Here is a 23,040-nt window from a genome sequence, read left to right on the forward strand (position 1 = left end):
AAACTTTGCCTTGGCCATCGGGCCTCTCCTTGGTTCGAGTTTGGTGTCCGGCCCGCCGGACAAAATGAAACTTCAGGCTAGCAGCCTGTTAAACGCGCCTCATAGCCATGTGTGGCGCGGGTTTCAAGCATTCAAATGCCAAGAACTGCGGTCCGGTCTCATGTCTTGCCGAGTTCCACTTCCCCGGATAAGCGAAGGGCGACAAAACCTCACGCAAGGACAACCTAAAAATGCCTGCTGATCTTTCCAAACACGCTGAACGTCTGAGCAAGGTTTCCCTTGCGTCGCTCGCAGCAAACCGAGCCAATAATGTGCCTTTGTCTGCATCAGGCTGGAAGCTCAACCTCTCACGCCAGTACCTCGACAAGGAGGCAGAGACAGCGCTTTTGGCATTCGGAAAAGAGGCAGACCTCGAAAATGCAGGAACAAGTCTTTTTGACGGAGAGATTGTAAATCCATCAGAGAACCGCCCGGCGCTTCACTGGGCCCTTCGGGCACAATCGCCTCTTGAGGGCGAAGCTGAAACCGTTCGTCAGAGCGTCCAGCCTGCGCTGGATTTTGCCCGAAAAGTGGCAAATGGCTCCGTCACGGCTTCCAATGGCCAGCCTTTCAAAGCTGTACTGCACATCGGCATTGGCGGATCGGATTTCGGTCCACGCCTGATCGCTGATGCATTTGGGGACAAGGCCACATCAAATATCGACCTGCGCTTCTGCGCGAATGTGGACCCGTTCGATCTGGACCGAGCCCTTGAAGGCCTTGATCCGCAAAGCACGCTGGTCATCGGCGTCTCGAAGTCCTTCGGGACAGAAGAAACCCTCTACAATCTGAACCGCGCTCGCGCTTGGCTGGAAGCTGCCGTCGGCGACAAGTCAGAACAACATCTGGCTCTGGTGACCGCCAATCCGGATCGCGCGAAAAGCTGGCTCGGTGGACGCGAAGCACACCTATTCGATATGCCGCTCTCCGTTGGCGGGCGCTTCTCGCTATGGTCTGCAGCCTCTCTCGCCTGCATGATCTATCTCGGAGCAGACATTTTTGAGGGCATCCTGCGCGGTGCCGCCGAAATGGACGCGCATGTAAAGTCTACGCCACTGTCAGAGAACATGGCCATGCGGCTTGCTTTGCTGGACTACTGGAATGCCTCCGTCCGCGGTGAAAAAATGCGGGTTCTGCTGGCCTATGCCAACAGACTGCGTATGCTGCCGACCTATCTGCAGCAGCTGGAAATGGAATCGAACGGCAAGTCCGTTGGGCCGGATGGCATCGCCGTGAAGACAGCAACCGCTCCAGCGCTTTGGGGTGGCGAAGGATCTGTCGGGCAACACTCCTATCACCAATGGCTGCATCAGGGCTCACAAGCCGTGCCATGTGAATTCATCCTGGCACCTGACATGAAACGTGATCCTGAAGGTGTTACGGCGCTGACCGCCCACGCCCTGGCGCAGGCAGAAGTGCTGGCCAATGGCCGCAGCCTGGAAGAGGTGAAGGCAGAAGAGCCGGATCTCACGGATGTTGTTGCAAACCAAAAGGTTCATGCCGGTGGGCGTGCATCCTCTTTCCTCAGCCATGCCAAATTCGGCCCGGAGGCCTTTGGCGCGCTGGTTGCCCTCTACGAACACCGCACCTATTTCGCGGGTCATCTGTGGGGCCTCAATCCGTTCGATCAATGGGGCGTCGAGCGTGGTAAGACCATGGCAACGCGGCTTAAGCCAGCTGTCTCCGGAGAGACGAAAGCGGATGACTTCGCCACCGCCGCCATCATTTCGATGATCCGGAACGGATGACGCATAACCGTATCCTCCGCGAAGTTTGCATTGGCGAAACTCGCGAGGTCTTGCTAAATCAGCATGGCCTCGCGATTGCCTTGCGCCTCAGCCGCTGGAGCGATCAGGACTCGCGGCTGACCCTTGGCTCAGTCCATGAAGCCCGCTTGCGGACACTTGAGCCCGCACTCGAAGGCGCCTTTATCGAAATCCTCGGCAAGGGCGAGGCTTTCCTGCGCCTTCCCAAGGATAATAAGCTAACAGAAGGCCAGGCCATCACGATTCAGGTCGCCGCCGAGGCGCGTAACGGAAAACTGCCCCGCGTCATCGCCCACGCAAAGGACAGGGCGTCCGAAGACGCCAGCCTGACGCTTTGGCATGGGGCCGTCATAGAAGATGTCCGCCCTGGCGATCCGGAAGTTGCGGAGGCATTCGAGACGGCTCTCGCCCCCAGCGTGCAAATTCCGAATGGCGGCCGCTTGCACATCGAGCGCACCACAGCTCTCTGCGCGGTCGACATCGACACGTCGGGGCGCATCGACAAGGGCAGCGCCGCAAGCCGTGCTCTGCGAATCAACAAGGATTCCTGCACGGAACTCGCCCGCCAGATTGGACTGAGGCAGCTCGGCGGTCTCTTCGTTGTGGATTGCGTTGCGCCAATCAACCGCGAGTCAGGCCGCAAACTTCAGGAAGCTACACAGCATGCGCTCATCAGCACGGGCATCAAGGGCGCCAATATCCTGCCGCCCTCATCTCTTGGGTTGATGGAGATGTCCCTGCCCTGGAAACAAACGCCGATAGCGGAACGGATACTGAGGCCGGGCCTGACACAGCCAACGCCGGAGAGCCTTTGCCTCGCCGGGCTACGCCTGCTCGAGGCAGAAGCTGCGGCGGACCGACTACAGAGAGTGACGCTGCAGCTACCTGCCGAAGCACATCTCTGGTTCACTGGGGAAGCACAGTCCCTGCAGGAAGCCTTGGCTGGAAAATATGGTCAACGCTTCACATATGAAGCCTCGACGAACCCAACACCCAACGTGTACCGAACCCTATGAGCAAACCCGTTTCCCCGGAAAAGCGCACACCGAAATGTGCCCAGTGCCGCAAAAAGCCGATCTCGCCGGAGTATCGCCCTTTCTGCTCGAAGCGCTGCGCGGATGTTGACCTGTCGCAATGGCTGACGGGCGGATACGCCATCCCAGGCGCCCCTGCAGATGTGGCTGATGATGCTCCTTCAAGCAGCTCTCATGAAGGGATGACAGAAGAAGACTGAAAACAGCATAGACAAGCCGTCCAGCCTTCGTTAGATACCGCGCTTCCCCAGTGACCCGCCCGGGTAGCTCAGGGGTAGAGCAGCGGATTGAAAATCCGCGTGTCGGTGGTTCGATTCCGCCCCCGGGCACCATTTTACCAGTTTTGTCAGTTGATACGGCCGCCTAGGCTGCGCTCCTTTTGCTGTTGGAGCGCGTCACGGAAGCGTCGAGGACGCCCGGCCTGTCCCATGCGCCTTCGGGGCGGATGATCAGATAGGGATCTTCCGTCATGGTCAGGGCATTGGGGTGGACCGGAACCGAAATCTCGATTTCGCGGTACTCGTAATCCGAAAACCAGAACGGGGTGCGCCCCGGAATCAGCTCACACTTGAACGTGCGTGACCAGACCGGCCACAGGCGCGCCTGTATCTGGCCGATCATGCGTCGATACCCTTTCCGGGAAACAAGCTCGAACATGTGGGCAAGCATCACTTTCAGGCCCGGACGCCCACGATCACATGGCAGTAGAACGATACGCTCCAGCTTTGCAAAGTCTGCAAACCAGCGCACGCGCAGCGTGCCGATCGGCCTGCCCTGCCGCTTCAGCAGAAAGTGCGTCGCGCACAGATCATTGCCGTCGAACTCCTCATCATAGGGGCAATCTTGCTCTGCCAGGAAGACGGCCGACCGGATCGCCACGACCTGCTGAAGGTCTTCCAGTGTACGCGCCACGGACACTTCATAGTCATCATAAGCCTCGGGCGGTGCCGGACGCAGCAATGCACGCTCGCCAATGTCAGGATGAGTCGTGAACATCAGGCGGCCTCCCCTGTCATGGGCTTGAAGGCCTGCTGTATGTACAGATCTGGAAGCCCACCTTCAAAGCGCTGAAAGCCCAGGCTCTCCATTGACCGCCTGCCATCTGCTGTTGCCCCCCGCGCATAGGAGCGGAACGCCCCGAACAGATCGGCCCGCATGACAGCGGACGCAGTCATAATGTTCTTGCGTGCTTCATAGGTCTTGCCCGCATAAACGCCCACATAGAAGGCCGCCACATCGCGGCCCTGGCTTGCGAGATGCGCCAGATCAGGGATCGGCAGGGCTGTAGCTTCCATTGCGCACAGCCTCTTCACCGGCGACCGTCAGAGGAAGGGTCAGAAAGATCCCCTCGACAGGGTCGCCGGTAACCCATGCGGTCATGCCAGTGTGGTCATTCATGCGCGCAATGGAATCAACCGGCGCCAGTTTGCTATTCATCAGCTCTTCGGCCAGCGCCACGCCAGCCTTCAGCTCTTCATAGGTGCCCAATCTGAAGCCGAAGTCACGCGCTCGCGCCACAACGGCAGATATATCAACAGCGGCCGTCGCCACTTCTCTAGTCTGAGTTGCATTCATGAGATTTCTCCATTAAATGGTTAATTCCTCATGTCACACATCAGGGGAGCTGACTTCAGAACAGGATGAAACGGGGGTTTTCAGCCATGCAAGGGCCGCAGGATGCGGAAAACGCCTTTGACTGGGATCGCCTGAGGGTATTCAGAGCGGTGGCCCTGACGGGCAGCATGAGCGCCGCGGCCGAAAGACTAGGCGGCTCTCTGCCGACGGTAAGTCGCCGCATGTCGGATCTTGAAACGAATCTTAGAGCGGAACTGTTTTGCCGAACACCGCGCGGCATAACACTGACCAAGGCCGGAGAAACGCTTTTACGGCACGTTGAACTGATTGCCGACACAGTCGAGGCTGCACAATGGGAACTGACCGCTCAAAGCCTTAGAGAGAACACCTCACTCCATATTGCGTGCAGCGAATCTCTTGCGGCGAGTTGGGTTGCGCCCAGAATGGCAGCCTTCCTAAAGGAATCCCCTCAAAGCGCCATCCAGTTGTCCGTATACGATGGATTAGACGCCGAAGAAGGCCTGTTTCCCGATATCCACATCCAGCACAGCAAGCCAACACAGCCAGATATTATCACACGACGGATTGGCCGATCGCACTATATGGCCTTCACCTCACGCGCCCACTCAACACCAGATGGCACTCCGAAAAGCTTTGCCGACCTTTTACAACAGGGATGCCTCGTTCATAGCGCGTATACAGATATATGCCGATCAATACCTAATACCGAAAAGAGGATGGAACTTTTAAGGCAAACAAACTCCCTGACGACCATGGTTGCCCTGTGCCGGGCGGGTCTCGCACCTGCCTTGCTGCCCGCACATTACGCCGAGTGCCACCCCGACCTTACAGCACATCCGGAATTAACAGGACCTGCTCTCGATATCTGGATATCTTCCACGCCGCGCACGCGCAGCCTGAAAAGAGGCGACGTAGTTATTGAATGGTTGACTTCTGTTTTCTCTCCCCAGGAAAGCCTCTGGTTCCGCCAGTCACCCCCGATATTTCAGATCAAGCAAGACATGTAGCATATAGGGTCAGGCCGCGACGAGACCTTGAGCGACGGCCGCCATCTGTCTCAATTGAGCGGGAGAGCCAAGGAGCTGTCGGTTTACGCCGACTCTCTTGAACCAGTAATGCAGGCCGACAAGATCCGTGAACCCCATACCGCCATGCACCTCAGTGGAGGTGCGCGCGACAAAGGTGGCCACATCTGACATATGCGCCTTCGCCAGAAAAGCCATGACCGAGGCCTCATCTTCGTCCATATCCAGCGCATGTGCGGCGTGCCAGATGAAAGCGCGGCAAGGCTCTATCTTTGCGGCCATTTCAGCACAAAGATGCTTCACCGCTTGGAACGAGCCAATCACGCGTCCAAATTGTTTTCGCTCCTTGGCATATTCCACGGCCTTGTCGAGCATCGCCTGCGATACACCAAGTGAGTCCGCCGCCAGAAGAAGACACGCTCTTGCCAGCGCACCCTTGCCATCAGTAACAGAAACGTGGCTTTTCGCCTTTGACAGTTTGAGTTCCGCAAACACACGTGTACGGTCAATCGTTAATAAAATCTGATGGTCTTGTGGGGCGCAGACATGAAGCTTCCCCTCCCCATCGCAGACCAGCAAATGGGTAGCGTCTTCCGCCGACAAGGCCATCATGGACGTTCCCGAAAGCTCTCCGCTCTCAGCCGACAGCCCCGCTCCATCACGGCGCGAGACAAGATCATTCAGCGCTATGCCAAATCGCGCCTCACCTGCGGCTATATCTTGCACCAGTCCAGTATCAACCCTGGAAAGCGTTGAGGACGCGACGACATTTGCCAGAAAGCCCGACGGCACAATACCGTAGCCAAGACATTCCTGAACCAGCACTGCATCCAGCATGCCGAGCCCCGCTCCGCCAAGCTCTTCTGGAATGACAACCCCATTCAGGCCCAACTCATCCATGCCTGTTGTGATTGTCTGCTTCGCATCTGCATTTCCTTCCGCAATCTTGCGGATCAGATCGAGAGGCGCCTGCTCTGCCACGAACCGGCGAACTGTTTCCTGCAAAAGCGTTTGATCTTCAGACAAACCAAATTCCATTTTATGCCCTCACTGCCAGCTTCGGTTCACGGGGCATGTCCAGCCCGCGTTCCGCGATGATGTTCTTCTGGATCTGCGCCGTGCCACCACCAATAATCAGTCCAAGGTCATACATGTACCGCCACTGCCAACTGCCATCTGAACGGAGATGTTCGCCGTCTCCATAAAGAACGCCCAGTTCGCCCAGGGCATCAATCGCAAGCCCCGCAATCTGGTGATTGAGCTCACAGCCCTGCAGCTTGACGACCAGACCTGCCAGACCGGCACTTTCCTTCTTCAGACGGCTCGTCATGGTGCGCAGGCCATTCGCCTGCATGGCATAAACTTCTGCCTGCAAAGCCATCAGTCGGTCACGCAACAGCGGATTATCAATCAGACGCTCGCCATTGACCGTTTCGCGCTTCATCAACTCGACCAGTTCGACAAAACGCGCCTTTGTTGCGTTCGGGTCACCTAGCATGCCGCGTTCATGGGTCAGCGTGGCATTAGCCACCTGCCAGCCCTTATTGGGTTCAAACACGACACCACTCTTCGGCACGCGGACATCCGTGAAGAAGACTTCGTTGAAATTGGCAGACCCCGTCATGTCAACCAGCGGCCGCACTTCAATTCCCGGCGTGTTCATCGGGAACAGGATATAGGTGATGCCATGGTGCTTTTTGGCTTCAGGGTCCGTCCGCACAAGGCAGAAAATCATGTCGGCCTGACGGGCTGTCGATGTCCAGATCTTCTGGCCATTGATCACATACTCATCGCCATCCTCGACCGCCTTCGTTTGCAGTGAGGCAAGGTCGGAGCCTGCGCCGGGCTCAGAATAGCCCTGACACCAGATCATCTCTCCATACAAGGTTGGGCGGATATACTTTTCCTTCTGCTCCGGCGTGCCCAACTCCAGTAGCGTCGGCACCAGCATGGAAATGCCCTGTCCCGCGAGAGGGCGTGGTACGCCGCTGCGCGCAAACTCCTCCGCAATAATCCGGGACTTCAGGATATCCGGCTCAGCGCCGTAACCGCCATATTCCGTAGGAATTGCGCGCGCTGTAAGACCTTCCCCAATCAGGAATTTCTGCCAGGCAAGGCGTTTCGGATGCTTCAGGCCTTTGTCTTCCGGGCCTGGGGCGAGATGGGCGTTTTCCTCCAGCAGCTTGGCTACATGGTCACGAAACGCGGTGTATTCGGGGCTGAGTGTAAGGTCCATGCCTGTAATTTCATCGGCTTTACCCAAGGTATGGCAAGCGCAAACTTCTTGATGGACGCTGGGGAATGCTGGTTAGCTGGTCTCAAACAACAAGGAGGGAAACACCATGCCCGTCGAATATGAAAAGCACGGCAATATAGCGATCATCACCATGAACCGCCCTGAGGCCAGAAACGCCATAAATGGCGAAATGGCTCAGACTATGGAAGCAGCCCTGGACCAGATGGAATCCGATCCGGAAGTCTGGGTTGGCATTCTGACCGCAGTAGGCAAGGCATTTTGCGCGGGCGCAGACCTGAAAGAGATTTCTGCCGGCAATGGTGCAGCGCTCTCCACCAAGAAAGGCGGCTTCGCAGGCATCGCACGCCGTGAACGGACAAAACCGCTGATCGCCGCCATTACAGGCTCAGCACTGGCAGGCGGCACGGAGGTGGCCTTGTCCTGTGATATGATTGTCTGCGCAGATGACACCAATTTCGGCCTGCCCGAGGTGAAGCGTTCACTCGTCGCAGCAGCTGGCGGCCTCTTCCGCCTGCCACGCGCCATTGGCCGCGCCACAGCGCTGGAAGTGATTCTTACCGGCGACCCGCTGCCATCCCAGCGGGCGTATGAACTCGGCATGGTCAACAAGATAGTTCCGGCTGACCAGGTAATGGACGAAGCCAAGAAACTGGCAGAGCGCGTGACAGCCAATGCCCCGCTCGCCGTTGCAGCAAGCCGTGAAGTTGCGATGAATGCCTCCGCCAAAACAGACGACGAGCTCTGGAAAGACAGCGGCACTGCCTTCGGCAAGATTGTCGGAACGGAAGACTTCAAGGAAGGCCCCAAAGCCTTCATTGAAAAGCGCGCACCGGTTTGGAAGGGCCGCTAGCCAGACCTGTTCTCCAGCCACCGGACAGCGCCCAAACCGGCTGCTTGTCCGGTGGCGAAACAGGCCGTCAGCAGATAACCGCCAGTCGGTGCATCCCAGTCGACCATTTCTCCTGCGCAGAAAAATCCCGGCTTTTTCCGCAACATGAAATCTTCCGTAAGTTCGTCCCACGAGACACCGCCAGCTGTGGAGATCGCCTGATCAAGCGGTGCCATACTTCCCAGCGTAAGCGGCAAGGTCTTGATCTGCTGCGCCAGCGCCTGCGGATCATCAAAGACCGTCCGGTCTCCCAATTCATTCAGCAGCGCGCGCTTAACGCCCGTCAGGTTCAGCGTCCGGCGCAAATGATTGGCAACCGATTGCTTGCCTTTCCGGCTCAGCAAGCGCTCTTTAATTTCCGTCACGTCCAGGTCTGGCAACAGGTCCAGCCAGATTGTGGCGACCTCTCCGCTGACGAGCATATCTCTCAATGTAAGTGACAGCGTGTAAATCGCGCCGCTTTCCACCCCGTCTGCTGTCACCACGAATTCCTCACGGGTTTGCTGAACACCCTGTCTTGATTTGACCGTAAGCTGAACATTCTTGACAGGATGACCTGCAAACTCGTTCTTCATGCGATCAGACCACGAAACGCAGAACCCGCAATTGGAAGGCAGGAAGGGCGAGAGCTCGATACCGGCCTCGCGGAATATCTGTGCCCATTGACCATCAGAGCCAAGCCGGGCCCAGCTGCTTCCACCCATGGCGAATACGCAGGCCGCAGGCTGCACAGTCTTTTGCCCGTCCGGCGTATCGAACTGCAAGCCGCGCTTATCCCATGCGCGCAAACGATGGCGCACATACGATCGCACACCGCTCTCCTGCAGCCGCCTCAGCCAGGCGCGCAGCAAGGGCGATGCTTTCATTTGCTTCGGAAAGACGCGGCCCGTGGATCCAGTGACTGGCTGAATGCCAAGGTCCAACATCCAGCTTTCCACTGCCTGAGATGAAAACGCCCCCAAAGCGGCCCTCAACTGCGCAGCCGGTTGCGGGTAAACGCCCCCAATATCATCCGGGAAATACATGTTCGTTATATTCAGACCGCTCTTGCCAGCCATCAGGAATTTGCGAGCAACACTCGGCATCACATCATAAACATCCACACCATAGCCATGGTTTGAGACAACCTCAGCGGCCATCAGCCCGGCAGGCCCCGCCCCGATGACAGCAACGCGCTTTAAGGGATCAGTCATCCCTGACAACACGCGCCTTGCCACGACCAAGCGCCAGAGCCTTTATTGCGCCACGGAAGGTCTGCACTTCCTGCCGCGTCCAGTCAGCCCGGATCAGCGCCGCGCGGAGATTGTCCTTCATCAGAGCCGTTTTCTCAGGCGGGAAAAAATAGCCAGCGCGCTCCAGTTCATCCTCGAAATGCTCGAACATACGATACAGTTCATCGCGTGGCGCAGGATCGCCTAGACCGGCCTTAACATCTTCTGCGTCGACTCTCGCGCCAATCGCTATCTTTCCCCACTCCGCACAAAAAACGCAGACAGCCTGCGCCAAATTTAGACTCTTGAAGTCTGTATCGACGGGATACGTCATCAGGAAGTCGGCCACCGCGACGGCATCATTCGGCAGGCCGGACTTTTCGCCCCCGAACATGATCGCGGATTTGCCCGAATCCAGACGCTCAGAAACAGCTTCTGCAGCCTCGGAAGCGTCACCAACGCGCTTCTCCATGCCCCTCATGCGCGCTGTGGCAGCAGCCAGCCAGTTGATCCCCTCCAGTGCCTCCTGCAGCGTTTCGAACACCTGAACCGTCACACCGGCCTCAAACGCCCCGGCAGACATGGTTTCAGCTGCAGGATTCGGCCATCCATCACGCGGCGTGACCAATCTCAGATCGGTCATACCGAAATTGCGCATAACCCGTGCGGCCGCGCCAATATTCTCGCCAAGCTGGGGCGAATGGAGGATGATTGCCGGGCTGCGATGATCTGCCATTGTTTTACCTGTTTTGACGCGGCGGTCCGCTCTGCTATAGCGCTGCCAGATACAGGCAACCGTGAGGAATTCCAACATGGCAAAGATCAAGGTCAAAAACCCCGTCGTCGAAATGGACGGGGACGAAATGACCCGGATCATCTGGCAGATGATCAAGGACAAGCTGATTCACCCCTACCTCGACATAGATCTGAAATATTTTGATCTGTCGATCCAGAAGCGTGACGAGACAGACGACCAGATCACGATTGATGCCGCCAACGCGACCAAGCAGTATGGCGTGGCCGTCAAATGTGCGACCATCACCCCCGACGAAGCCCGCGTTGAGGAATTCGGCCTCAAAAAAATGTGGCGCTCCCCGAACGGCACGATCCGCAACATTCTCGGCGGCGTTGTTTTCCGCGAACCGATCGTGATCTCCAATGTCCCGCGCCTGGTCCCAGGCTGGACGAAGCCGGTTGTTGTCGGCCGTCACGCCTTCGGTGACCAGTACAAGGCGACAGACTTCCTCGTTCCCGGCAAGGGCAAGCTGACCATGAAATGGGAAGCTGCAGACGGCTCTGATTCCAAGGAATACGAAGTCTTTGACTTCCCGTCCTCCGGCATAGCCATGGGCATGTACAACCTCGACGAGTCGATCCGTGACTTCGCCCGCGCATGTTTGAACTATGGCCTGCAGCGCAAATGGCCGGTCTACCTGTCCACGAAGAACACAATCCTGAAAGCCTATGATGGCCGCTTCAAGGACATCTTCCAGGAAGTCTTCGACAATGAGTTCAAAGCCAAGTTCGATGAATTCGGCGGCACCTATGAGCACCGCCTGATCGACGACATGGTTGCAGCCGCGATGAAATGGTCCGGCGGCTATGTCTGGGCATGTAAGAACTATGACGGCGACGTTCAGTCCGACACGGTGGCACAGGGCTATGGCTCCCTCGGCCTGATGACGTCCGTTCTGATGACGCCGGATGGCAACACGGTTGAGGCAGAAGCTGCCCACGGCACCGTGACGCGCCATTACCGCAACCACCAGAAAGGCGAAGCGACCTCCACGAACTCCATCGCTTCCATCTTCGCATGGACACGCGGCCTGGATCACCGGGGCCGCATGGACGACACGCCGGACGTTCGCGCCTTCGCCCAGACGCTGGAAGACACCATCATCAAGACGGTGGAAAGCGGCCAGATGACGAAAGACCTCGCCCTGCTGGTGGGTCCGGATCAGGAATGGCTTACGACTGAAGGCTTCATCGAAGCTGTCGACAAGAACTTCCAGAAGGCGATGGCGAAATCCTGATCGCCGCCTTCAAGGTTAAAGGAAAAGCCCCGCAGCAATGCTGCGGGGCTTTTTCATTCAGATAACATGTTTGGCGATATACCAAGCGCCCCATACAATGCCCAATAAGGGGATCAAAGCGATCAGCCAGATGGGGCTACTCTTGATGTTTCCAAGTTTCTTGCGTGGTTCCATCAGGCTTCCCCGAGCAATTGCCGGACATGGTCTTCAAGGTCCAGCTGCCGCAACCGCTTCAGGCGCTCCACCAGCAGAATACGGCGCAGGCGCTGATAGGCGACCTCCAGATCGTCATTCACGATCACATAGTCATAGCGGCGCCAATGCATGATCTCGCGCTTGGCCTCTTCCATACGCCGCGCCACGATCTCCGGCGTCGATCCGGGACGCGCAGAAAGCCGCATTTCCAGGGCATTGATACTTGGCGGCAGGATAAAGACTGATACGACATCATTCGGCATCTGATCGTGCAGGGCATCAGCCCCTTGCCAGTCCACATCGAACAGAACGTCCTCGCCCGCTTCCAGACGCGCGACCGTGTCAGCCTTGGGCGTACCATAATACCGGTCAAACACATGCGCCCATTCGAGAAACTCGCGGCGCTCGATCATCTCATGGAACTCATCCACAGACCGAAAGAAGTAATCCTTACCGTCTTTCTCTCCAGGGCGCGGCGCACGCGTCGTGGCAGATACAGACAAATTCACATCGTCGAACTCTTCGATCAACTTGCGCGACAGCGTGGTCTTGCCTGCCCCGGATGGACTGGACAGGACGAGCATGAGTCCGCGCCGTTTGCCGCTGTCTTTCGGATGTCCGCTATTCGACATTGGCTGCCTGCTCCTTGAACTGGTCGATTATTCCTTTGAGGCCAAGCCCTGCATTCGTCAAATCCAGGCTGACCGATTTCGAACAAAGCGTATTGGCCTCACGGTTCAGCTCCTGCGCCAGGAAGTCTAACTTCCGGCCCGCCGGAGAGCCGCTCGCGAGCAATCCTCTCGCGGTCTCGAAATGCGCGCTCAGGCGGTCCAGCTCCTCGCGAACATCTGCCTTGGCCGCGGTAATCGCCAGTTCAGCGGCCAGCCGCTCTGCATCCACCTGACTGCCCGCCCCAAGCTCTTCCAGCTGCTTCGACAAGCGCGCCTTCAGCAGGCTGGGCTGGTCTCCAGCCAGGCTGGCGGCCTGTTTCGCGGTCTCTTCCAGTTCGTCGACCAGTTTGCCCATGATGGACTGCAGCGACGCGCCTTCGGCGAGCCGGGCCTCTGCCAGCTCAGCTAGAACCTGTTCTGCAGCACCGGCCAGCATGGCGCTGACGCCTTCCTGCATTGCCAGGTCGCGGATATTGTCACCGCCTGCTTCCACGACACCTTTGACAGTCATCAGAGTGGCAATGGCTTCGCAGGACAGCTCTCCCTGGTGCGCCTGACGCGTGGCAGCAACCAGCTTGTCGAGGAAGGCCTCATTAATGGCCACATTTTCCGTCGCACCGCTCATCTCGATCCGCAGGGAAACCTGCAGAGAGCCACGATTAAACAGTTTCGACGCGGCAGCCTTCACATGACGCTCCAGTGCGTCAAATCCGGGCGGCGTGTTCACACGCACGTCCAGGCCACGGCCATTCACACTCTTGGCCTCCCAGGCCCAGGCGCCCCAGTCTTCTTCGCCCGTCAGACGCGCAAAGCCGGTCATGCCAGATAGCTTGCTCATTGCCCTGTCCGCTCCTTCTGGATTTCCTGTCGCTCATATCGGCGATAGGCCGCAACGTTCTTGTTGTGCTCTGCAAGCGTTTTGGCGAAGAGATGACCACCCTTGCCGTCTGCGACAAAAAAGATGTGCCCCGTCTCTTCGGGGTTCAGCACCGCCGCAATGGCGTCGCGCCCCGGATTGCAGATGGGCGTCTTGGGCAACCCATCGATCTGATAGGTGTTCCAGTCTGTCTTGCGGTCAATCTCTGACCGATACAACGTCCGGCGCTGGCCACGCTTGTTGTAAAGCGGCTCGCCCTTGGACACGCCATAAATGATGGTGGGGTCGCTCTCCAACCGCATGCCGCGCTTCAGGCGCGTGATAAACAAGCCGGCAATCTGCGGCCTCTCGCCGGCAATACCGGTTTCCTTTTCGACAACTGAAGCCAGAATGACGGCCTCCTGCTTTGAGGCGATTGGCAGATCTTCGGCACGCTGAGGCCACAGCTCGTCCAGAAGATCGGTCTGCGCTTTCTGCATCCGTTCAATAAGGTCAGCGCGCGATGTTCCACGGTGGAAAAGATACGTATCCGGCAGTAGGCTGCCCTCGGCGACCTCCTCTTCCGGCATATCGCCGATCAGAACCGGGTCGGCTTCGATCATCTTCAACAATTGAGCTGTCGTGCGGCCTTCAGGAAGCGTGATCTTGTAGAAGACGGACTTGCCGTCGATCAGCGTTTCCATCACCTCCGACAGGCTGGCGCGTGGCTCCAGCTCGAACTCACCTGTCTTGATGGCCAGCTCCGTGCCATCCAGTTTGGCTTTCAGCTTGAAAAGCCTGTCGTCAGAGATAATGCCCTCATCTTCCAGCCGCTGCGCAACGCCGCTCAGCGTTTCGCCAGGCTCGACCAAGAACAGATGCTGCTCCGTAGAGGGGCCGGGCTTGCTGAGTTCGTGCTGGAACCACATCCAGCCACCGCCCGCCACTGCGCCCCCCAGAACAAACAGGAGGACAAACAGCGAGATCAGTCCCTTGATGAGTTTCATGCATGCCTCTCGAATCCTGACGGTGCCAGCTTACACGCCAACCCCAGCCCGGAAAAACAGGCTTATTTCACTTCCGTGAGCACAAGCGATGCGTTGGTGCCACCAAAGCCGAAACTGTTCGACATGGCCGCACGCACACGTCCCTTCTTCGCCTTATGCGGGATAAGGTCCAGAACGGTCTCAAAGCTCGGATTGTCGAGATTCAGGGTCGGTGGCATCACTTGGTCACGAATGGCCAGTGCACAGAAAGCGCTTTCAATGGCCCCGGCAGCTCCAAGAAGGTGGCCAACGGCAGACTTGGTCGAAGACATCGACATGTTCTTGGCATGATCGCCGAATGCGCGCTCAACAGCGCCAGCCTCACCTTCATCTCCCTTCGGAGTGGAGGTGCCGTGAGCATTCACATAGTCGATCTCGGTCGGGTCTATGCCGGAATGCTTCAGCGCCATCTTCATCGCGCGATAACCGCCTTCAGCGCCTTCAGCCGGGGCCGTGATATGATAGGCATCGCCCGTCAGACCATAACCTGAGACTTCGGCATAGATCTTCGCGCCGCGGGCCTTGGCATGCTCGTACTCTTCCAGAACGAGAATGGCAGCACCCTCCCCCATCACGAAGCCGTCGCGGTCCTTGTCGTAAGGACGGGAGGCCTTTTCAGGAGTGTCATTGAAATTCGTAGACATAGCCTTAGCGGCGCAGAAGCCCGCTATGCCGATGCGTCCGATAACCGCTTCAGAGCCACCCGCCAGCATGACGTCCGCATCCCCATACTTGATGAGACGTGCGGAGTCGCCAATGGCGTGAGCGCCTGTTGCGCAGGCTGTTACCACGGAATGGTTCGGCCCTTTGAATTTGTGCCTGATTGAGACCTGACCAGAAGCCAAATTGATCAGGGCAGAGGGGATGAAGAACGGGCTCACCTTGCGCGGCCCGTTCTCATGAAGCGTGATCGCCGTCTGATAGATGGATTCCAAACCACCGATGCCGGAGCCGATCAGAACGCCTGTGCGTTCCTGACCTTCCTCGTCTTCGGGTCTCCATCCGGAATCCTCTACCGCTTCGTCAGCAGCGGCGATGGCATAAAGAATAAACTCATCAATCCGGCGCATCTCTTTTGAGGAAACAAACGCCTCAGGATCGAAAGCGTGAGGGTCCCCTTCACCGCCACCGCGGCCAGTTTTCCATGGTACCTGGAATGCAATCTTGCAGGGCATGTCTTCAGGATCGAACGTATCAATACGTCCTGCCCCAGACTTGCCTTCAATCAGGCGCTCCCAAGTTGCCTCACGGCCAAAGGCCAAAGGTGAGACAATCCCGATACCGGTGATAACGACGCGGCGGTCAGACATAGAACCCTGCCTGTTTTAGATGTGAGCCTTGATGTGGGTCACCGCATCACCAACGGTGCGGATGGACTCCTGTACATCATCAGGGATTTCGATGTTGAACTCTTCCTCGAAAGCCATGACCAGTTCGACCAGGTCCAGCGAGTCAGCGCCCAGATCGTCGATGAAGCTTGCGCTCTCAACAACCTTATCACCATCCACGTCGAGATTTTCGACTACAATTTTTTTAACGCGTTCAAGAACGTCAGACATGAGTACCTCTCTAGAAATGCCTGAGGACTGGCCCAGATTCGAACCATTGTGTTGCGCCTAGCACACAGTTGGGACGAGCGCCAAGTCCTATGACTAACCCTTACTGTTGTGAAATCAGATCATTGCCATACCGCCATTTACGTGCAGCGTCTGCCCCGTAACATAGGCGGCTTCATTGGAAGCAAGATATACTGCTGCCGCAGCAATGTCAGCACCTTCGCCCAGGCGACCCGAAGGAATCTGTCTCAAAAGCGCTTCTTTCTGGTTATCCGGCAACACATCCGTCATCGGAGACGCAATGAAACCAGGTGCGATTGTGTTTGCCGTGATGCCACGGCTCGCGACCTCCTGAGCGAGTGACTTCGTAAAGCCGATCATGCCCGCCTTGGACGCGCAATAGTTCGTTTGCCCCGGATTTCCGGTGACGCCGACAATTGATGTAATACCGATAATGCGGCCATGACGGCGCTTCATCATGCCCCGCACGCAGCTCTTCGTGAGTCGGAAATAGCTGCCCAAATTGACGGACAGAACATCGTTCCAATCGTCATCATTCATCTGCATCAGCAGTTTGTCGCGTGTAATTCCGGCATTCGCGACGAGGATGTCGAGCGGACCGATGGCTTCTTCCGTCTTCGAAACGAGACCATTCACGGCCTCTTCGTCAGAGAGATTGCACGGCACAATCGCGCTTTCGCCTTTCAGCGTGGCTGCAACTTCCTCAAGAACGTTCTCACGTGTGCCGGAGAGCGCCACCTTGGCGCCAGCTTCGGAAAGCGCCTGTGCAATCGCGCGGCCGATTCCTCCGGATGCCCCGGTTACAAGAGCCGTACGGCCTGTCAGGTCAAACATCTGGCTTATCCCTTCATTGCTTCTGCAAACGCCTCAAGATCCTCGGGCGTCCCGAGGGTGAAGCCGTTGAGTGACTTTTCGATGCGACGCTGCATCACCGTCAATACTTTGCCATTACCTGCTTCGCCCGTCGCTTCAACTCGCTGAGCCACCATAAACTGCACGCTCTCTGTCCAGCGCACACGACCCGTCACCTGTTCCACCAGGTTCCGGCGGATCGTTTCAGGTTCGGTCACAGCATGCGCGGAGACGTTCGCAACAAGAGGCGTTGAGGGGGAATTGATGATCACTTCGCTCAGCGCCTCCGCCATTGCATCTGCTGCTGGCTGCATCAGAGAGCAATGGAACGGCGCAGAAACGTTCAACGGCATCGCCTTCTTCACGCCATTCTCCCTGGCGTACGCACATGCCGCATCAATCGCAGTCTTTGTCCCGGACAGGACCAGTTGACCCGGCGCATTATCATTGGCGACTTCACAAGCTCCGCCAGCTTTGCGGCCTGCTTCGCAGGCGGCTTCGGCCTGCGTGATATCCGCGCCCAGAAGCGCCGCCATGGCTCCCGCACCCGGTTTTACAGCGCCCTGCATGGCATTGCCGCGAATACGCAGCAAACGCGCCGTATCAGCCAGGCTGATCGCCCCGGCGGACGCGAGCGCAGAATACTCCCCCAGCGAGTGCCCTGCGACAAAGGCAGCATCCCTCGCGGACAGACCGAATTCGGCCTCGAGCGCGCGCATTGCGGCCAGGCTGTGCGCCATCAGCGCCGGCTGAGTATTTGCGGTAAGGGTAAGCTCTTCCATGTCACCATTCCACATGAGGGCGGAAAGGTCTTGCCCCAAGGCTTCATCGACTTCTGCGAACACGTCGCGAGCCGACTGAAAGGCATCCGCAAGCGCCTTTCCCATTCCGATTTCCTGGCTTCCCTGCCCTGGAAAGATAAATGCAAATTTTCTCATTATTGGTTTCTCCAAGTTGGGTGTGTGACTAATGGTGACCGGCAATGTAAGCAAGCGCTTGAAAAATACCGCCAAATGCGCTTTACACCCGCCTTCACTCGCAGGAATGCGGTCCTTGGTACTCCGGAATGAGCCGGAAGAAGAGGGGCCATCGCCGGTCAGTTTCCCGCTGTCAGGCGCCGCATGACTCAACTATGGGAATGAAAACATGGCACTTTATGAGCATGTCGTGATCACACGACCTGACATTTCGCCTGCCCAGGTCGACAGCTTTGTCGAAGAACTGAGCAACTTCCTCAAGGAAAAAGGCGCTAAAGTTGGCAAGACCGAATATTGGGGTCTTCGCAACCTGGCCTATCCGATCAAGAAACAGCGCAAGGGGCATTACTCCCTCCTGAACATCGACGGCCCTGCCGATGCTGTTCTGGAACTGGAGCGTAAGCACCGCATCTCCGATGATGTCATGCGTTACATGACCGTCCGCGTCGAAACGCTGAGCGACGAACCGTCTCCGGTTCTCTCTCGCAAAGACCGTCGCCGCGACTAGGGAAGGACACTCGAAATGGCTCAGAAACTGAACATCACGAACATCCCTGCTCGCCGTCCCTTTGGACGTCGTCGCAAGGTCGATCCGTTTTCCGGCTCCAATGCTCAGGAAATCGACTACAAGGACGTGAAATTGCTGCAGCGCTATATCTCTGAAAAAGGGAAAATCGTGCCCAGCCGTATCACGGCCGTTAATCTGAAGAACCAGCGCAAGCTTGCCCAGGCGATCAAACGCGCCCGCATGCTGGCCCTGCTTCCGTTCGAAGTGAAGTAAGGAGAGACCCACATGCAAGTCATCCTTCTTGAACGGATCGAGCGCCTTGGCGTCATCGGCGACGAAGTGAAAGTGAAGAACGGCTTCGCCCGTAACTTCTTGATCCCGCAAGGCAAAGCCCTGCTCGCCAATGCAAAGAACCGCGCCCGCTTCGAAGCAGAGCGTGAAGCCATTGAAGCCCGTAACGCGGAAGCCCGCGCGAAGGCCGAAGCCGAAGCTCAAAAGCTGGAAGGCGCAAGCTTCGTGCTTATCCGCCAGGCTGGCGACACCGGTCAGCTGTACGGCTCTGTTACCGCACGTGATGTGGCTGATGCCGCTGAAGCGGCTGGTTACAGCATTCCGCGTACCGGCGTGCGTCTCGACCGTCCGATCAAGGCGATCGGTCTGTACGACGTGGCCGTCCGTTTGCACGCTGAAGTGACCGCTACGGTCCAGGCCAACGTGGCACGCTCCAGCGATGAAGCTGAGCGTCAGGCGAAAGGCGAAGACATCGTCGCATCGCTTCAGGCTGCCAACCATGAACAAGCCCAGGAACAAGCTGGTGAGCTGGCTGAAGCCGCCGCCGAGCGTGACGAGTCTGGCGAGGGAGAAGACGAAGAATAGTCTTCCCCACCTGATCAAATCAGGCCGCAGCTTTTCACAGCTGCGGCCTTTTTTTGTGACTAACCCGGTAAAATCAGGCCGGAGTGAGTTTCTGCCCCTGCAATTCACCCACAGCTGAGTTACACTTAACCATGCCGCTTGATGATGCCTCCTCCCCTAAAGAGACAGTCACACCGCCGAACAATCTATCGGCGGAAGCGGCTGTGCTGGGCGCCATTCTATTCGACAATAACTCCTATCAGCGCGTCGCGGATATTCTGAGACCGTCGGATTTCTACGCACCCGCACACCAGGAATTATTCAACGTCGCCGCTACCATGATTCAGCAAGGCCGAATCGCGGATGGTGTCACCCTGCGCGAACATTTCGAAAAAGCCGAAAAGCTCAGCGAGATTGGCGGCGCGCGCTATCTGGAGCAATTGCTCGATTCGGCCGCCTTCGGGCCTGAGGTGGGCGACTATGCCCGCATGATTCGTGACCTTGCGATGCGCCGCGAACTGGTCGGCATTGGCGGAGAGCTTCAGGGCCGGGCCCTGAACCCGACGCCGGAAGAGAATGGCGAGCGCCAGATCGAACTGGCAGAGCGCAGGCTGTTTGACCTTGCCGAACGCGGCTCCAGCGGCCGTGGCTTCAGCAGCTTCTCCGAAGCGCTGACGGAATCCCTCAAGAATGCCGAAGCCGCATTCAAGCGTGAGGGCAAGATCGCCGGTATCCCGACGCGCCTGAGAGATCTCGACGAGAAACTCGGCGGCCTTCACCGGTCAGACCTAGTCATCCTGGCCGGCCGTCCTTCCATGGGGAAAACCTCACTCGCGACGAACATTGCCTATAATGCCGCGTCCGCCTACCGCTCAGAGCTGCAGGATGACGGCTCACGGAAGACCGTAGACGGCGCAATCGTCGGATTCTTCTCGCTGGAGATGTCGAACGAACAGCTCGCCACGCGTATTATCGCCGAGCGTACCGGCATCACGACCCACCGCATCCGTCAGGGCGATCTCGACAAGAGCGACTTTGAGCGCCTGCGGGAAGCGACCGAAGAACTGCAGAATCTGCCTCTCTATATCGACGATACAGGCGGCATCTCCATCAGCCAGCTTGCGGCCCGCGCGCGCCGCCTGCAGCGCTCGGTCGGACTCGACATGATCGTGATCGACTACCTTCAGCTCATCACAGTCAGTACCGGCAATGCGAACGCAAACCGGGTGCAGGAAATCACGCAGATCACAACCTCTCTGAAGGCGCTTGCCAAGGATCTGAACGTCCCGATCATCGCCTTGTCCCAGCTGTCGCGGGCGGTTGAACAACGCGATGACAAACGCCCACAGCTGTCTGACCTTCGGGAATCAGGCTCAATCGAGCAGGACGCCGACGTGGTGCTGTTCGTGTATCGCGAGGAGTATTATCTTTCGCGGGCAGAGCCGGGTGCCGATCCGACTGATCCGGCCTCGAACGAGAAATGGGCCCAATGGCGCCAGCGCATGGACCAAGTCTACGGCAAAGCAGAGGTCATCGTCGGCAAGCAGCGTCACGGTCCAATCGGCCGCGTCGAACTCGCCTTCGATTCAAACGTCACACGATTTGGGGATCTGGACATGTCCGGCCGCTCAAACGATTTCGACGACGAATAACCCCTGCCCTTAGCGGCGCGTTAAAGGCTGTTCAGCCACTCTATCAACAGCCGGTTCACCTCCTCAGGCCGCTCCTGCTGCGTCCAGTGCCCGGCACCTTCCAGCAAGGTCGCGCCGCGCAGATCACCGAGGCTTTTCTTCATCGCGGCCACCATATCGCCCGGATACATTTTCAGCACCAGATCCCTGGTTCCGCCAATGAACAGCGACGGCTGCGCGATCACCGGCGAGGACGGGTGCGATGTGAGATACGCATGGTCGCGGTGCCAGTTGCGGTAGCGATTCAACGGCCCGCGGAACCCTGACTTGCGGAACTGCCGATCATAATAAGCAACATCTTCTTCGGTCAGCCATGGCAGCGGCATGTCCGGCTCCGGCAGGCGATGTAGCAATGTGTCACCATGCTTCTTGTCCGTCGGCCAGGTTCCATCCGGCGCATCGCCTGAGATGGCATAGTAGAACTTCCGGATTGTTTCGGCAGGGTCCGCTTCCAGTTCAGCCTCTGGCGGCCCCTGATCCTGAAAATAGATCTGGTAGAAGAACAGACCGCGCTCGGTGAAGAATTTGCGCACGGCATCAATGAACACCACCTCTCCCGGCGGCGTATAGGGAACAGACAATCCCGCCACAGCACGGAACTTGTCCCTGTGCAGCCTTACCGTATTCCACGCAAGCGGCGCGCCCCAGTCATGGCCTACGACAACAGCTTGCTCTCCGGGAGAGAGCGCCTCGGCCAGACCGGCAATATCTCCGGTCAGGTTTTCCATGTCATAGTCCTCTACCGTATACGGACGATCAGAGCCGCCGTATCCGCGCACATCCGGCGCTGCCACACGGTAACCTGCTTCCGAAAGAGCCTTGATCTGGTGACGCCAGGAATACCAGCTTTCGGGAAAGCCGTGGACCAGGATCACCAGGGGCCCCTCGCCTGCGGTGGCGACCCGCAGGCGAATGCCGTTTGTCTCAATCAGTCGCAGGTCAGGAGACATGTCAGGCTAGTCCTTGCCGCCAATCCATTTGAACTCCGGCTCTTCCCACCAGGGGAAGAAGTTCGGCATACCGTCGGAGACCTTCACCGGATAGACGGGCTTACGTTTCTCTAGGAAGCTCATGACGCCCTCTTTTGCGTCCGCGGTCTTGCCTCTGGAATAGATTGCGGCGGAATCCACAATGTGCGCTTCCATCGGGTGGCTCGCGCCCAGCATGCGCCACATCATCTGGCGTGTCAGGGTCGTAGAGACCGCTGCCGTATTGTCGGCAATCTCACGCGCAATGCCGCGTGCCACATCCATCAGATCCGCTTGCGGATGGATTGAGCGGACAAGCCCCCCCTCCATGGCTTCCTGAGCCGGGAAGACGCGGCCGGAGTAACACCATTCCAGCGCTTGGGAGATGCCTACAAGACGCGGCAGGAACCAGCTGGAGGCCGCTTCCGGATTGATGCCCCGGCGGTTGAACACAAAACCAAAGCGGGCCGTGTCCGCAGCGATACGGATATCCATCGGCAACTGCATGGTCACACCAATGCCGACCGCCGCACCATTGATGGCCCCGATCACAGGCTTCAGGCTGTCAAAGATGCGCAGCGTAACGCGGCCACCGCCATCACGCTGAATGTCAGTGCTTTCAGTGCGGCCCGCCTCGCCGCTCTTGGCGCGCTCATCATAGTCAAAGGTCTCAGCGCCGGCAGACAGGTCAGCACCCGCGCAGAAGGCCCGGTCTCCACTGCCTGTCACGATCACGGCGCGCACGCTGTCATCAGCGTCGGTAATGTCGAACGCCTCGATCATTTCGTGCATCATGGTGCCCGTAAAGGCATTCATCTTTTCCGGGCGATGCAGCGTAAGCGTCGCGATGCCATCCTCAATGTCCAGAATGATTTCCTTGAATTCCTTCGGCCTGGCCATGTGTTCCTCCTGAGTGTCTAAAACCGGGCACAAGCTGCCTTTCCAGACCGAGACGTCAAGTCTTCCCCAGCGGCACTCCACAGTCATGGCCCTC

26 protein-coding genes and 1 tRNA gene are annotated in these 23,040 nt (G+C 57.8%); 11 read left to right on the forward strand and 16 right to left on the reverse strand.

Annotated elements, in window-relative coordinates:
* Positions 1-230: 230 nt before the first annotated feature.
* The 4 genes from pgi (at position 231) to HY2_RS10065 (ending at position 3,171) form a co-directional block, all read left to right on the forward strand.
* Entirely contained in the window at positions 231-1,787 is a 1,557-nt protein-coding gene (gene pgi / locus HY2_RS10050) for a glucose-6-phosphate isomerase (RefSeq protein ID WP_034827228.1), read from the forward strand.
* On the forward strand, positions 1,784-2,821 hold the full coding sequence (locus tag HY2_RS10055) for a ribonuclease E/G (RefSeq protein ID WP_034827229.1): 1,038 nt from the start codon (positions 1,784-1,786) through the stop codon (positions 2,819-2,821). Before pgi ends, HY2_RS10055 begins: the two co-directional genes overlap by 4 nt.
* Positions 2,818-3,039, forward strand: a complete 222-nt coding sequence (locus tag HY2_RS10060) for a DNA gyrase inhibitor YacG (RefSeq protein WP_034827230.1) — start codon at positions 2,818-2,820, stop codon at positions 3,037-3,039. Before HY2_RS10055 ends, HY2_RS10060 begins: the two co-directional genes overlap by 4 nt.
* A gap of 57 nt (positions 3,040-3,096) precedes the next feature.
* Positions 3,097-3,171: transfer RNA gene (locus tag HY2_RS10065), tRNA-Phe, on the forward strand.
* A 31-nt stretch (positions 3,172-3,202) separates the two neighbouring features.
* On the opposite strand, the gene HY2_RS10070 is transcribed toward HY2_RS10065, so the two are convergent.
* Genes HY2_RS10070 through HY2_RS10080 form a run of 3 tightly spaced genes read right to left on the reverse strand, consistent with a single transcriptional unit; the run spans position 3,203 to position 4,414 of the window.
* On the reverse strand, positions 3,203-3,835 hold the full coding sequence (locus HY2_RS10070) for a GNAT family N-acetyltransferase (protein ID WP_051594903.1): 633 nt from the start codon (positions 3,833-3,835) through the stop codon (positions 3,203-3,205).
* Positions 3,835-4,134 (reverse strand): hypothetical protein, encoded by a 300-nt coding sequence (locus tag HY2_RS10075; protein WP_034827232.1) that lies wholly within the window; start codon positions 4,132-4,134, stop codon positions 3,835-3,837. The genes HY2_RS10070 and HY2_RS10075 overlap by 1 nt, the downstream gene beginning before the upstream one ends.
* A complete protein-coding gene (locus HY2_RS10080) occupies positions 4,106-4,414 on the reverse strand; it encodes a hypothetical protein (protein ID WP_034827234.1) in 309 nt (102 codons plus the stop codon). The genes HY2_RS10075 and HY2_RS10080 overlap by 29 nt, the downstream gene beginning before the upstream one ends.
* Before the next feature lie 65 nt (positions 4,415-4,479).
* Here HY2_RS10080 and HY2_RS10085 point away from each other — a divergent pair, with 65 nt between their 5' ends.
* Positions 4,480-5,442, forward strand: a complete 963-nt coding sequence (locus tag HY2_RS10085) for a LysR family transcriptional regulator (RefSeq protein ID WP_081815014.1) — start codon at positions 4,480-4,482, stop codon at positions 5,440-5,442.
* Positions 5,443-5,451: 9 nt separating this feature from the next.
* Here the strand turns inward: HY2_RS10085 and HY2_RS10090 are convergent, their stop codons facing one another.
* Entirely contained in the window at positions 5,452-6,498 is a 1,047-nt protein-coding gene (locus tag HY2_RS10090) for an acyl-CoA dehydrogenase family protein (RefSeq protein WP_034827237.1), read from the reverse strand.
* 1 nt (position 6,499) lies between these two features.
* Positions 6,500-7,696, reverse strand: a complete 1,197-nt coding sequence (locus HY2_RS10095; protein ID WP_034827283.1) for an acyl-CoA dehydrogenase family protein — start codon at positions 7,694-7,696, stop codon at positions 6,500-6,502.
* Between the two features lie 106 nt (positions 7,697-7,802).
* On the opposite strand from HY2_RS10095, the gene HY2_RS10100 reads away from it, so the two are divergent.
* The gene (locus HY2_RS10100) at positions 7,803-8,567 is read left to right on the forward strand and encodes a crotonase/enoyl-CoA hydratase family protein (RefSeq protein WP_034827239.1); all 765 of its coding nucleotides are present in this window, start codon (positions 7,803-7,805) and stop codon (positions 8,565-8,567) included.
* Here HY2_RS10100 and HY2_RS10105 read toward each other — a convergent pair.
* Both HY2_RS10105 and HY2_RS10110 read right to left on the reverse strand, forming a co-directional pair.
* Complete coding sequence (locus tag HY2_RS10105; RefSeq protein WP_199285700.1) at positions 8,564-9,799, reverse strand: TIGR03862 family flavoprotein; 1,236 nt, start codon at positions 9,797-9,799, stop codon at positions 8,564-8,566. The two genes, HY2_RS10100 and HY2_RS10105, sit on opposite strands and share 4 nt — an antisense overlap.
* Positions 9,792-10,631: an RNA methyltransferase gene (locus tag HY2_RS10110; protein ID WP_233346205.1), complete on the reverse strand. Its 840-nt coding sequence runs from the start codon at positions 10,629-10,631 to the stop codon at positions 9,792-9,794. Before HY2_RS10110 ends, HY2_RS10105 begins: the two co-directional genes overlap by 8 nt.
* Here HY2_RS10110 and HY2_RS10115 point away from each other — a divergent pair.
* Complete coding sequence (locus HY2_RS10115) at positions 10,630-11,850, forward strand: NADP-dependent isocitrate dehydrogenase (protein ID WP_034827243.1); 1,221 nt, start codon at positions 10,630-10,632, stop codon at positions 11,848-11,850. The genes HY2_RS10110 and HY2_RS10115 overlap by 2 nt on opposite strands.
* A gap of 173 nt (positions 11,851-12,023) precedes the next feature.
* Here HY2_RS10115 and gmk read toward each other — a convergent pair whose 3' ends face one another.
* The 7 genes from gmk to fabD form a co-directional block, all read right to left on the reverse strand.
* The gene (gene gmk, locus HY2_RS10120; RefSeq protein ID WP_034827245.1) at positions 12,024-12,677 is read right to left on the reverse strand and encodes a guanylate kinase; all 654 of its coding nucleotides are present in this window, start codon (positions 12,675-12,677) and stop codon (positions 12,024-12,026) included.
* Positions 12,667-13,554, reverse strand: coding sequence for a YicC/YloC family endoribonuclease (locus tag HY2_RS10125; protein WP_034827247.1), 888 nt, complete (start codon positions 13,552-13,554; stop codon positions 12,667-12,669). Before HY2_RS10125 ends, gmk begins: the two co-directional genes overlap by 11 nt.
* Positions 13,551-14,579: an endolytic transglycosylase MltG gene (mltG, locus tag HY2_RS10130; RefSeq protein ID WP_034827249.1), complete on the reverse strand. Its 1,029-nt coding sequence runs from the start codon at positions 14,577-14,579 to the stop codon at positions 13,551-13,553. Before mltG ends, HY2_RS10125 begins: the two co-directional genes overlap by 4 nt.
* A 62-nt stretch (positions 14,580-14,641) precedes the next feature.
* Positions 14,642-15,928 carry a beta-ketoacyl-ACP synthase II gene (gene fabF, locus HY2_RS10135; RefSeq protein WP_034827251.1) on the reverse strand — a complete coding sequence of 429 codons (1,287 nt, stop codon included), beginning with the start codon at positions 15,926-15,928 and terminating at the stop codon, positions 14,642-14,644.
* A 15-nt stretch (positions 15,929-15,943) separates the two neighbouring features.
* Positions 15,944-16,177: an acyl carrier protein gene (locus HY2_RS10140; RefSeq protein WP_034797267.1), complete on the reverse strand. Its 234-nt coding sequence runs from the start codon at positions 16,175-16,177 to the stop codon at positions 15,944-15,946.
* Positions 16,178-16,291: 114 nt separating this feature from the next.
* Entirely contained in the window at positions 16,292-17,029 is a 738-nt protein-coding gene (gene fabG, locus HY2_RS10145) for a 3-oxoacyl-[acyl-carrier-protein] reductase (protein ID WP_034827254.1), read from the reverse strand.
* 5 nt (positions 17,030-17,034) lie between these two features.
* A complete protein-coding gene (fabD, locus tag HY2_RS10150; protein WP_034827256.1) occupies positions 17,035-17,985 on the reverse strand; it encodes an ACP S-malonyltransferase in 951 nt (316 codons plus the stop codon).
* A 208-nt stretch (positions 17,986-18,193) separates the two neighbouring features.
* Between fabD and rpsF the strand changes: the two genes are divergently transcribed.
* The 4 genes from rpsF to HY2_RS10170 all read left to right on the forward strand — a co-directional run bounded on the left by rpsF (position 18,194) and on the right by HY2_RS10170 (position 21,039).
* Positions 18,194-18,532, forward strand: a complete 339-nt coding sequence (rpsF, locus tag HY2_RS10155) for a 30S ribosomal protein S6 (RefSeq protein WP_034797270.1) — start codon at positions 18,194-18,196, stop codon at positions 18,530-18,532.
* A gap of 15 nt (positions 18,533-18,547) precedes the next feature.
* Positions 18,548-18,805, forward strand: coding sequence for a 30S ribosomal protein S18 (gene rpsR / locus HY2_RS10160; protein ID WP_034797274.1), 258 nt, complete (start codon positions 18,548-18,550; stop codon positions 18,803-18,805).
* A 12-nt stretch (positions 18,806-18,817) separates the two neighbouring features.
* Positions 18,818-19,408 (forward strand): 50S ribosomal protein L9, encoded by a 591-nt coding sequence (rplI, locus tag HY2_RS10165; protein ID WP_034827259.1) that lies wholly within the window; start codon positions 18,818-18,820, stop codon positions 19,406-19,408.
* Positions 19,409-19,539: 131 nt separating this feature from the next.
* Positions 19,540-21,039 (forward strand): replicative DNA helicase, encoded by a 1,500-nt coding sequence (locus HY2_RS10170; protein WP_034827261.1) that lies wholly within the window; start codon positions 19,540-19,542, stop codon positions 21,037-21,039.
* 20 nt (positions 21,040-21,059) lie between these two features.
* Here the strand turns inward: HY2_RS10170 and HY2_RS10175 are convergent, their stop codons facing one another.
* Together HY2_RS10175 and HY2_RS10180 are read right to left on the reverse strand one after the other, a co-directional pair.
* The gene (locus HY2_RS10175; protein ID WP_034827263.1) at positions 21,060-22,028 is read right to left on the reverse strand and encodes an alpha/beta fold hydrolase; all 969 of its coding nucleotides are present in this window, start codon (positions 22,026-22,028) and stop codon (positions 21,060-21,062) included.
* Positions 22,029-22,034: 6 nt separating this feature from the next.
* Positions 22,035-22,946: a crotonase/enoyl-CoA hydratase family protein gene (locus HY2_RS10180; protein WP_034827266.1), complete on the reverse strand. Its 912-nt coding sequence runs from the start codon at positions 22,944-22,946 to the stop codon at positions 22,035-22,037.
* Between the last annotated feature and the right edge of the window lie 94 nt (positions 22,947-23,040).

Source organism: Hyphomonas pacifica (assembly GCF_000682675.1).
In the GTDB taxonomy this organism is placed as follows: domain Bacteria; phylum Pseudomonadota; class Alphaproteobacteria; order Caulobacterales; family Hyphomonadaceae; genus Hyphomonas; species Hyphomonas pacifica.

Bases quoted from the DNA above. Each gene is read 5' to 3' on its own strand.
- pgi (WP_034827228.1), top strand. From the start codon at position 231: ATGCCTGCTGATCTTTCCAAACACGCTGAACGTCTGAGCAAGGTTTCC.
- HY2_RS10055 (WP_034827229.1), top strand. From the start codon at position 1,784: ATGACGCATAACCGTATCCTCCGCGAAGTTTGCATTGGCGAAACTCGC.
- HY2_RS10060 (WP_034827230.1), top strand. From the start codon at position 2,818: ATGAGCAAACCCGTTTCCCCGGAAAAGCGCACACCGAAATGTGCCCAG.
- HY2_RS10070 (WP_051594903.1), bottom strand. From the start codon at position 3,835: ATGTTCACGACTCATCCTGACATTGGCGAGCGTGCATTGCTGCGTCCG.
- HY2_RS10075 (WP_034827232.1), bottom strand. From the start codon at position 4,134: ATGGAAGCTACAGCCCTGCCGATCCCTGATCTGGCGCATCTCGCAAGC.
- HY2_RS10080 (WP_034827234.1), bottom strand. From the start codon at position 4,414: ATGAATGCAACTCAGACTAGAGAAGTGGCGACGGCCGCTGTTGATATA.
- HY2_RS10085 (WP_081815014.1), top strand. From the start codon at position 4,480: ATGAAACGGGGGTTTTCAGCCATGCAAGGGCCGCAGGATGCGGAAAAC.
- HY2_RS10090 (WP_034827237.1), bottom strand. From the start codon at position 6,498: ATGGAATTTGGTTTGTCTGAAGATCAAACGCTTTTGCAGGAAACAGTT.
- HY2_RS10095 (WP_034827283.1), bottom strand. From the start codon at position 7,696: ATGGACCTTACACTCAGCCCCGAATACACCGCGTTTCGTGACCATGTA.
- HY2_RS10100 (WP_034827239.1), top strand. From the start codon at position 7,803: ATGCCCGTCGAATATGAAAAGCACGGCAATATAGCGATCATCACCATG.
- HY2_RS10105 (WP_199285700.1), bottom strand. From the start codon at position 9,799: ATGACTGATCCCTTAAAGCGCGTTGCTGTCATCGGGGCGGGGCCTGCC.
- HY2_RS10115 (WP_034827243.1), top strand. From the start codon at position 10,630: ATGGCAAAGATCAAGGTCAAAAACCCCGTCGTCGAAATGGACGGGGAC.
- HY2_RS10110 (WP_233346205.1), bottom strand. From the start codon at position 10,631: ATGTTGGAATTCCTCACGGTTGCCTGTATCTGGCAGCGCTATAGCAGA.
- gmk (WP_034827245.1), bottom strand. From the start codon at position 12,677: ATGTCGAATAGCGGACATCCGAAAGACAGCGGCAAACGGCGCGGACTC.
- HY2_RS10125 (WP_034827247.1), bottom strand. From the start codon at position 13,554: ATGAGCAAGCTATCTGGCATGACCGGCTTTGCGCGTCTGACGGGCGAA.
- mltG (WP_034827249.1), bottom strand. From the start codon at position 14,579: ATGAAACTCATCAAGGGACTGATCTCGCTGTTTGTCCTCCTGTTTGTT.
- fabF (WP_034827251.1), bottom strand. From the start codon at position 15,928: ATGTCTGACCGCCGCGTCGTTATCACCGGTATCGGGATTGTCTCACCT.
- HY2_RS10140 (WP_034797267.1), bottom strand. From the start codon at position 16,177: ATGTCTGACGTTCTTGAACGCGTTAAAAAAATTGTAGTCGAAAATCTC.
- fabG (WP_034827254.1), bottom strand. From the start codon at position 17,029: ATGTTTGACCTGACAGGCCGTACGGCTCTTGTAACCGGGGCATCCGGA.
- fabD (WP_034827256.1), bottom strand. From the start codon at position 17,985: ATGAGAAAATTTGCATTTATCTTTCCAGGGCAGGGAAGCCAGGAAATC.
- rpsF (WP_034797270.1), top strand. From the start codon at position 18,194: ATGGCACTTTATGAGCATGTCGTGATCACACGACCTGACATTTCGCCT.
- rpsR (WP_034797274.1), top strand. From the start codon at position 18,548: ATGGCTCAGAAACTGAACATCACGAACATCCCTGCTCGCCGTCCCTTT.
- rplI (WP_034827259.1), top strand. From the start codon at position 18,818: ATGCAAGTCATCCTTCTTGAACGGATCGAGCGCCTTGGCGTCATCGGC.
- HY2_RS10170 (WP_034827261.1), top strand. From the start codon at position 19,540: ATGCCGCTTGATGATGCCTCCTCCCCTAAAGAGACAGTCACACCGCCG.
- HY2_RS10175 (WP_034827263.1), bottom strand. From the start codon at position 22,028: ATGTCTCCTGACCTGCGACTGATTGAGACAAACGGCATTCGCCTGCGG.
- HY2_RS10180 (WP_034827266.1), bottom strand. From the start codon at position 22,946: ATGGCCAGGCCGAAGGAATTCAAGGAAATCATTCTGGACATTGAGGAT.